9 protein-coding genes are annotated in these 7,925 nt (G+C 64.7%); 1 reads left to right on the top strand and 8 read right to left on the bottom strand.

Annotated features, from left to right (window positions below; all coding sequences use genetic code 11):
* Both QM712_RS26435 and QM712_RS26430 read right to left on the bottom strand, forming a co-directional pair.
* Positions 1-1,068, bottom strand: a 1,068-nt coding sequence (locus tag QM712_RS26435; protein WP_415026092.1) for a PEP/pyruvate-binding domain-containing protein, incomplete at its 3' end; no start/stop codon positions are given.
* A gap of 102 nt (positions 1,069-1,170) precedes the next feature.
* Complete coding sequence (locus QM712_RS26430) at positions 1,171-1,326, bottom strand: DUF3096 domain-containing protein (RefSeq protein WP_074077234.1); 156 nt, start codon at positions 1,324-1,326, stop codon at positions 1,171-1,173.
* A 223-nt stretch (positions 1,327-1,549) separates the two neighbouring features.
* Here QM712_RS26430 and QM712_RS26425 point away from each other — a divergent pair, with 223 nt between their 5' ends.
* On the top strand, positions 1,550-1,903 hold the full coding sequence (locus tag QM712_RS26425; protein ID WP_415026091.1) for a DUF1236 domain-containing protein: 354 nt from the start codon (positions 1,550-1,552) through the stop codon (positions 1,901-1,903).
* Positions 1,904-2,059: 156 nt separating this feature from the next.
* Here the strand turns inward: QM712_RS26425 and glyS are convergent, their stop codons facing one another.
* The 6 genes from glyS to QM712_RS26395 form a co-directional block, all read right to left on the bottom strand.
* Positions 2,060-4,261, bottom strand: a complete 2,202-nt coding sequence (gene glyS / locus QM712_RS26420; RefSeq protein WP_415026090.1) for a glycine--tRNA ligase subunit beta — start codon at positions 4,259-4,261, stop codon at positions 2,060-2,062.
* A complete protein-coding gene (locus QM712_RS26415; RefSeq protein WP_415026089.1) occupies positions 4,261-5,196 on the bottom strand; it encodes a glycine--tRNA ligase subunit alpha in 936 nt (311 codons plus the stop codon). The genes glyS and QM712_RS26415 overlap by 1 nt, the downstream gene beginning before the upstream one ends.
* A 234-nt stretch (positions 5,197-5,430) precedes the next feature.
* Positions 5,431-5,622 (bottom strand): hypothetical protein, encoded by a 192-nt coding sequence (locus QM712_RS26410; RefSeq protein ID WP_415026088.1) that lies wholly within the window; start codon positions 5,620-5,622, stop codon positions 5,431-5,433.
* Positions 5,623-5,737: 115 nt separating this feature from the next.
* The gene (locus QM712_RS26405; protein ID WP_415026087.1) at positions 5,738-6,646 is read right to left on the bottom strand and encodes a S49 family peptidase; all 909 of its coding nucleotides are present in this window, start codon (positions 6,644-6,646) and stop codon (positions 5,738-5,740) included.
* Between the two features lie 216 nt (positions 6,647-6,862).
* Positions 6,863-7,630, bottom strand: a complete 768-nt coding sequence (locus tag QM712_RS26400; protein WP_415026086.1) for a tRNA1(Val) (adenine(37)-N6)-methyltransferase — start codon at positions 7,628-7,630, stop codon at positions 6,863-6,865.
* Positions 7,623-7,850: a DUF2007 domain-containing protein gene (locus QM712_RS26395; RefSeq protein ID WP_415026085.1), complete on the bottom strand. Its 228-nt coding sequence runs from the start codon at positions 7,848-7,850 to the stop codon at positions 7,623-7,625. Before QM712_RS26395 ends, QM712_RS26400 begins: the two co-directional genes overlap by 8 nt.
* Positions 7,851-7,925 lie beyond the last annotated feature (75 nt).

Genomic DNA, 7,925 nt, shown 5'->3' with positions numbered 1-7,925 from the left:
GGTCTCGCCCATGTTGCCGAACACCATGGCCTGCACGTTGACCGCGGTGCCCCAGGATTCCGGAATGTCGTGCAGCTTGCGGTAGGTCACCGCGCGCGCGTTCATCCATGAGGAAAACACGGCGCCGATCGCACCCCAGAGCTGGTCGTGCGGATCCTGCGGGAAATCCTTGCCGGTCTCGCGCGCGACCGCGTCCTTGTATTTGCCGACCAGTTCGACCCAGTCCTCGGCGGACAGGTCGGTGTCGAGGGTGTAGCCCTGGGTGTCCTTGAACGTGTCCAGGATTTCCTCGAAGTGATGATGCTCGAAGCCGAGCACCACGTCCGAATACATGGTGATGAAGCGGCGATAGCTGTCATAGGCGAAGCGGCGATCGCCCGAGAGCTGCGACAGCGCTTCCACGGTCTCGTCGTTGAGGCCGAGATTGAGCACGGTGTCCATCATGCCCGGCATCGATGCGCGCGCGCCGGAGCGCACGGAGACGAGCAGCGGATTCTTGGCATTGCCGAAGATCTTGCCGGTCAGCTTGCCGACATAGTCGAGCGCCTTTTCGACCTGCGACTGCAGCTCTTTCGGATAGGACTTGTCGTGTGCGTAGAAGTAGGTGCAGACCGAGGTCGGGATGGTGAAGCCCGGAGGCACCGGCAGGCCGAGATTGGCCATCTCGGCGAGGTTGGCGCCCTTGCCGCCGAGCAGGTCGCGCATTTCCGACCGGCCCTCCGCCTTGCCGTCGCCGAACGTGAAGACCCACTTGCCCGCCTTGGCGAGGTTCGCAGCCGCCTTTGCGGGAGCGGCCTTGGCCGGAGCAGCCTTTGCCGGAGCAGCCTTGGCCTGAACGGGCTTGGCCGAAGCAGCCTTTTTCGATGCAGGCTTCACCGCGACCTTGGCGGCAACCTTCGGCGCAGCCGCTTTGGCGGCAGGCTTGGCAGAAGCCTTAGCAGCGGCCTTGGCAACCGGTTTCGGGGCGCTCTTGGCGAGCGCCTTGCGAGCCGCCGGCGCGGCTTTCGCCTTGGCGGAGGACTTTGATTTCGCTGGCATTTTCTTAGGCTTCGAGGCGGCTTTGGCCATAGCTTGCACACAACCTGCGAGAGGGAGGGGAAATCGCGGGCCTTACACCATTTTGGGCGGGCCCGCGCAAGTCGAACTGTTCCGGAAAATGAACCCCTGACGTTAGAGGTGGAGCCATTTCAGGAGCCCAAGCCCGATCGCGCCGTTGATGATGAGGAAGATCGCCACGATCAGGTTGAGCAGCCGCGGCATGATCAGGATGAGCACACCCGCAATCAACGACAGGATCGGCGAAATGTGGGCGACGGTGATGTGCATGAGAAGTCTTTCTGTGGCGTGAGGCGAATCGCGGGCGGATCATAGCCGACCGGGTTCCGCGGGTAGAGACGCGCCGGAGGCGAACGAGTTCCCCGCTTCGCGAAAACTGCCCGAAATTGCCGCGAATGCGGCAGGGCTTTTGCCGGAACATTGCGAAGAGGCATGCATTGGCAACCGGTCGCGCCATTGGCGCTTCCGAAAAATCTTGTCGAAGGAGTTGTCCATGCGGAACAGGATTCTTGCACTTGCAGCGCTCGCGGCCGCGATCGGCTCGCCCGTCGCAGCGCAGGCGCAAACCGGGATCACGGTGGGACGCGCACCCGTCGTGGTCGATGGCGGCCCGGCGATCGCGGTCGAGCAGCGGCCGGCCTTCCGCGAGTATGTCGTCGAGCAGCGCGTACCGGCGTTCAACATTCCGGATCGCGTCTTGGTCGGCAGCACATTGCCCGAGACGGGCATCACCTATTACGACGTGCCGCAGCGTTTCGGCGCGACGACCTACCGCTACACCGTCGTGAACGGCGCGACCGTGCTGGTCGAACCCCGCTCGCGACGTATCGTCGAGGTGCTGGACTAGCGCCGATCGACTCGATGTCCGTCGCGTCAAATCAGGCTGACGCGTGCAGTGTTAAATCGGACATCAGGCCCTGCCCGGTCTTCCCCCCGCCGGGCGGGGCTTTTTCGTGGGCGCTCGTGCGCGCCCTGCCCCCGTGTCCCGGCTCTATCCCGGATCTCAATCCTGGATCTTGGAGAAATCCGCGACCGCACGCGTCGCGCTGCGGATTTCGCCCAGCAGCTTCAGGCGGTTCTCGCGCACTTTCGGATCATCGTCGTTGACGCGCACCTTGTCGAAGAACGCATCGACCGGCGGCCGCAGCTTCGCCATCGCGCTCATCGCGGCGGCGAAGTCTTCCCTGGCGACGGCGGCGCTGGCTTCCGCCTTCACCTCTCCGATCGCCTTGGCGAGCGCCTTCTCCTCGCCGAGGCTGTAGAGCGCGGCATCCGGAGCGCCCTCGAAGCTGCGCTTGTCCTTCTTCTCCTCGATCGAGAGGATGTTGCTGGCGCGCTTGGTGCCGGCCAAGAGGTTCTTGCCGTCATCGCTCTCGAGGAACTTGCCGAGCGCCTCGACGCGGCGAACGATCATGAGCAGGTCGTCCTGACCGCCGAGCGCAAACACGGCATCGACGAGATCGTGACGCGCGCCCTGCTCGCGAAGCTGGACCTTCAGGCGGTCCGCGAAGAAGGCGAGCAGGTCAACGACCACGCTCGAAATGTTCTTCCCGCCAAAATCCTTCAGCGTTTTGGTTACTCCGGATGCAATTGCACCTCCAACACCTAGTTCCTTCGCTGCCGCGATTTTTCGATTCCGATCGACTTCACTTAACTCATTGCGCAGCAGATCTAGATGTTGATCTAACAAATCTGCCAACCTCAAGCGCAGACCGTTCTCGACAATCAGCCTGATCACGCCCAGCGCCGCACGGCGCAGCGCGTACGGGTCCTTGCTGCCGGTCGGTTTCTCGTCGATCGCCCAGAACCCGACCAGCGTATCGATCTTGTCCGCAAGCGCGACAGCGACGCTGACCGGATCGGTCGGCACGCGATCGGCGGGGCCCTGCGGCTTGTAGTGCTCCTCGCAGGCCGCGGCGACGGAGGCATCCTCGCCTTGCGCCAACGCGTAATACTTGCCCATCAGGCCCTGCACTTCAGGGAATTCGCCGACGACTTCGGTCAGCAGATCCGCCTTCGCCAGATGCGCGGCACGCGTCGCCTTGGCGACGTCCGCGCCGACCAGCGGCGCGATCTCCGCCGCAAGACGCTCGATGCGCTTGATGCGCGCCGCCTGCGTGCCGAGTTTCTCATGGAACACGATCTGCTCGAACTTCGGCAGGCGGTCCTCGAGCTTGGTCTTGAGATCAGTCTCATAGAAGAATTTCGCATCCGACAGCCGCGGACGGATCACGCGTTCGTTGCCGGCGACGATGACCTTGCCACCGTCGGCCGCCTCGATGTTCGCGGTGAGGACGAACTTGTTGGTCAGCTTGCCCGTCTTGGCATCCCTGACGACGAAGCACTTCTGGTTGTTGCGGATGGTGGCGCGGATCACCTCTTCCGGAATCGCGAGATATTCCTTCTCGAACGATCCCATCATGACGACCGGCCATTCGACGAGGCCCGAGACCTCGTCCAGCAACCCCTGATCCTCGACCAGTTCGAACCCTTGCGCGAACGTCAGCTCCTTGGCATCGGCGAAGATGATGTCCTTGCGCGCCTGCGGATCGAGGATGACCTTGGCGGCCTTCAGCTTCGCCTCATAATCCTCGAACCGGCGCACGCTGATGGCGGCCGGCGCCATGAAACGATGGCCGTAGGTGGTCTGCCCGGTCTCGATGCCGTCGACCGAAAACTTCACGACATCGGGCTCTTCGGTTTCCGGACCGAAGGTCGCGACGATCGCATGCAGCGGACGCACCCAGCTCAGCGAACCCGGCTTTGCGGAGCGCGCGCCCCAGCGCATCGATTTCGGCCAGGGGAAGGTGCGGATGATGACGGGAAGGATTTCCGCGAGCACGTCGATCGCGTTGCGCCCCGGCTTCTCGATCAGCGCGATGTAGAAATCGCCCTTCGGGTCGCGCTGGATCTTGGCCTCGTCCAGCGACTTCAAACCCGTCGCTTTCAGGAAGCCCTGCACGGCCGCATCGGGCCCGCCGACCTTCGGTCCGCGGCGTTCGGTCTTCAGGTCGGGCTGGCGCACGGGGATGCCGTGCACGGTGAGCGCGAGGCGGCGCGGCGTCGCGAACGCCTTGGCACCCTCGTAGACCAGACCTTCGGCGACGAGCTTGTCGGTGACGAGGCGGCGCAGATCGTCGGCCGCCTTGGCCTGCATGCGCGCGGGGATTTCTTCCGAGAACAGTTCAAGCAAAAGATCGGGCATCAGGCCGCTCCGCCCGCTTCGGTGTGTATCCAGGCCTCGCCGCAGGCCTTGGCCAGCTCGCGTACGCGCAGAATGTAGCTCTGCCGCTCGGTCACGGAGATCACGCCGCGCGCATCGAGCAGGTTGAAGACGTGGCTCGCCTTGATGCACTGGTCATAGGCCGGCAGCGCCATCAAATGCGCTTCCCGCTTGTCGTCCTTCCAGCCCGCGTCGAGATATTTCCGGCAGGCGGCTTCCGCCATCTTGAACTGCTCGAACAACATCGCGGTGTCGGCGACCTCGAAATTGTGCTTCGAATATTCCCGCTCGGCCTGCAGGAAGACGTCGCCATAGGTGACCTTCTGGTCTCCCTCGCGGCCGTTGAAGTTGAGGTCGTAGACGCGGTCGACGCCCTGCACGTACATCGCCAGGCGCTCGATGCCGTAGGTGAGCTCGCCCGCAACCGGTGCGCATTCGAAGCCGGCGACCTGTTGGAAATAGGTGAACTGGCTCACTTCCATGCCGTCGCACCAGCATTCCCATCCGAGGCCCCAGGCGCCCAGGGTCGGGCTCTCCCAGTCGTCCTCGACGAAGCGGATGTCGTGCACGGCGGAATCGATGCCGATCGCGGCCAGAGACTTCAGGTACAGCTCCTGCAGGTTCGGCGGCGACGGCTTCATGATCACCTGGAACTGGTAGTAGTGCTGCATCCGGTTCGGATTCTCGCCATAACGGCCGTCCTTCGGCCGCCGCGAGGGCTGCACATAGGCCGCGTTCCACGGCCTCGGCCCGAGCGCCCGCAAGGTGGTCGCCGGATGGAAGGTACCCGCGCCCACTTCCATGTCGTAGGGCTGCAGGATCACGCAGCCCTGCTCGGCCCAGAACCGCTGGAGCGCGAGGATGAAGCCCTGGAACGAGCGTTCCGGGCGCATATGGGCGGGCAATGAGGCGTCCATCGTCAGATCGGGCTCTCGCGGGGGGTTTTGAATCGCGCGGGACCGTATCGGCGGCGGGGATGGGAATCAAGGCAAAGGGGCGGGATTCGGGCTCGGTTCTCCGCCATGGCCGCGCATGGCCGTCCGAAAGACAGCGTCGCGTCCGCTCGCCGGTGTCCGTGCGATTTCCGAAACTTCTTGCGGCACGAAAAACGTGGATGCCCGGGACAAGCCCGGGCATGACGACTGGCGCGGCTAACCCGGGCGATAGGCTCCGGTCACGGGATCGCGTTTGAGCGTCTGGATTTCCCCCACGCGAGCGGTCTCGGCGACACGCGACAGGCGTATCTCCTCCAGCTCCTGGTTGATCCTGACGGCGGTCTTGTAGGCCCAGCGGACCACGGCAAGTCCGCCCAGGACGCCCGCAAATGCGACGAACGGCGGCATCGGTCGATCCTTGTTCAATGCTCAGCCCCCACAGCCATTCTGGCCCAGAGCGGGCCGCGCCGCAATTGGCTCGGCCTCGATTGGCCCCGGACCAAATGGCGCGGAAGCGCGTCGCCTAGAACCCGAATTTCGCCCAAATCGCCCTGGTTTCCAGCGACGAGATGAGGTCATCCGGAAGTCCGGCGACCGATTCCAGGGCCGAAAGCTGGCCCGCGCCGGGGGATTTCCGGCCCAGCAGTCCGGAAAGCAAGCCCGTCGGCTGCGCGATCACGGGGGTGAGAACCTTCTCGCCATAGCGGGCACGAAGAGTTGAGCGGATATCGCCGATCCCGTCGGCCAGTCCGAGCGTGATCGCGCTCTCGCCGGCCCAGTATTCGCCGGTGAACAGCGTGTCGTCCGCACCCTTCAGCCGTCCGCCCCGGCTTTCCTTCACCAGCGCGATGAAGATCTGGTGGATCTCGCGCTGGATCGCCTTCAGCTTCGCGACGTCATCCGGGTTTTCCGGGAGGAACGGATCGAGCATCGCCTTGTGCGTACCGGCCGTGTAGAGGCGCCGCTCGATTCCGAGCCGCTTTATCGCCTCCTGAAAACCGAAGCTGCCGCCGACCACGCCGATTGAGCCGAGGATCGAGGAGGGATCGCAGAAAATCTCGTCGCCCGCGCAGGCGATCATGTAGCCGCCGGAGGCCGCGACATCCTCGACGAAAACCAGCACCGGCAACTTCTTCTCGGCGGCGAGTTGCTTGATGCGCAGATAGATCTGGCGCGACTGCACCGGTGAGCCGCCGGGCGAGTTGATCACCAGCGCCACCGCCTTGGCGTTGCGGACCGAGAACGCCCGCTCCAGCACCCGCGCGACGCCCGCGAGCGTCATGCCGGGGCGGAGCGGCGTCACCGCGCCGATCACGCCCGACAGCCGCACCACCGGCAACACCGCCGTCCCCGGGCGGAAGCGCGCCGGGAGATATTGCATCACTTTGTCGACCAGGCCGGGACCTGCGCGATCGTTCGATTGTTCGGCCATGCCGTTACCTCTGCTTAACCATTTCTTATCACGCGACTGTCATTGGAGGTGCCTGGAACGTGTTTTGCAGATTCCTCGTTGGGAGGCTGCAATAGCGCAGCGGAGGAGAACAACATGAAAATCTATCTGCTGCTGATGTTGATCGGGGCGCTGCTCACGGCGATTCGCTTCACGTCCCCCCGGGAACAGCAGTCGGAATCGCTTCCCCAGTAAGCCTCACGACTCCGCCAGCGGCAAAACCGCCCTCCCCTCCAGAACATCCATCACCTCTTTTTTGGGCACACGTGACTCTTCGTTGAGCACGAGGCCCGGCAGCAGTCGAGTCGGGGCCCTGCCCCCCTTCACCGCACGCAGCAGCACACGGATCGCCGGCCGACCCGCGTCACCGTGAACCGGCAGAATCGACAGGCTGCCGAACCCGCGCGACAACGCTGCCAACACGTCCGCCAATCCGTCCGCGCGCCAGATCAGGGTGAGCACACCATTCGATCGGAGGATGCGCCGTGCCGCATGGACCCAGGCCTGCAGCGTCTCCCCGGTCGCGACATGCGCGATGTGGCGCGCCTGATCCGGCGAGCCGCGATGCCGCGCCGGATCGTTGAAGGGCGGGTTCGTGAGCACCACATCGACGCTGTCGGGCCCAAGCCCGTTTGCCGCGAAAGCATGCGCATCGGCGGTCACGTCCAGCACGATCGTCTCGGCGGAAATACCGTTCGCCGCCGCATTGGCGCGGGCAAGCTGCGCCAGCTCCGGATCGATTTCGACCATGCAGAGCCTGATCCCCGCGACGCGCCGGGCGAGCGCGAGCCCCGCCGTGCCGACGCCGGCGCCGAGATCGACCACGCGCGCGCCCGCTTCCGCCTGCGTCGCCGCGGCGAGCAGGATCGCGTCGTGCCCGGCCCGGTGGCCGGATCGCTTCTGCTTCAGGCGCAACTGCCCGCCGAGCAGGGCATCCTCCGTGATATCAAGCGCAGGCTCAGTCATCGCCACGCAATTCGTGGCTGAGACCCGCTTCGGTGAGGAGCTCCCGCGCCGCGCGGGCGTCGTCCTCATGGACCAGGATCCGCCGCGGCAGGATGCCGAGCGATCCCTCGATGATGCTCATGTTCTGGTCCAGCACCAGATGGTGGATGTTGGCGCCGTCGAGCAGCGCGCCGATCGCCGACACCAGCACCATATCGTTGGTCCGAACCAGTTCGCGCAAGGCAAGTCTCCTGCCTGAAAGAGGGGCGAGCGGCAAATGTCAAGGTTCCACGGCCCTTGCCGCATTCGCCTGCAG

The organism is Bradyrhizobium sp., from assembly GCF_047605465.1.
Taxonomy (GTDB): Bacteria; Pseudomonadota; Alphaproteobacteria; order Rhizobiales; family Xanthobacteraceae; genus Bradyrhizobium.
Note: the sequence above shows the minus strand (reverse complement) of the source record. Positions and strands in the feature narration are given on the sequence as shown.

Bases quoted from the DNA above. Each gene is read 5' to 3' on its own strand.
- QM712_RS26430 (WP_074077234.1), bottom strand. From the start codon at position 1,326: ATGCACATCACCGTCGCCCACATTTCGCCGATCCTGTCGTTGATTGCG.
- QM712_RS26425 (WP_415026091.1), top strand. From the start codon at position 1,550: ATGCGGAACAGGATTCTTGCACTTGCAGCGCTCGCGGCCGCGATCGGC.
- glyS (WP_415026090.1), bottom strand. From the start codon at position 4,261: ATGCCCGATCTTTTGCTTGAACTGTTCTCGGAAGAAATCCCCGCGCGC.
- QM712_RS26415 (WP_415026089.1), bottom strand. From the start codon at position 5,196: ATGGACGCCTCATTGCCCGCCCATATGCGCCCGGAACGCTCGTTCCAG.
- QM712_RS26410 (WP_415026088.1), bottom strand. From the start codon at position 5,622: ATGCCGCCGTTCGTCGCATTTGCGGGCGTCCTGGGCGGACTTGCCGTG.
- QM712_RS26405 (WP_415026087.1), bottom strand. From the start codon at position 6,646: ATGGCCGAACAATCGAACGATCGCGCAGGTCCCGGCCTGGTCGACAAA.
- QM712_RS26400 (WP_415026086.1), bottom strand. From the start codon at position 7,630: ATGACTGAGCCTGCGCTTGATATCACGGAGGATGCCCTGCTCGGCGGG.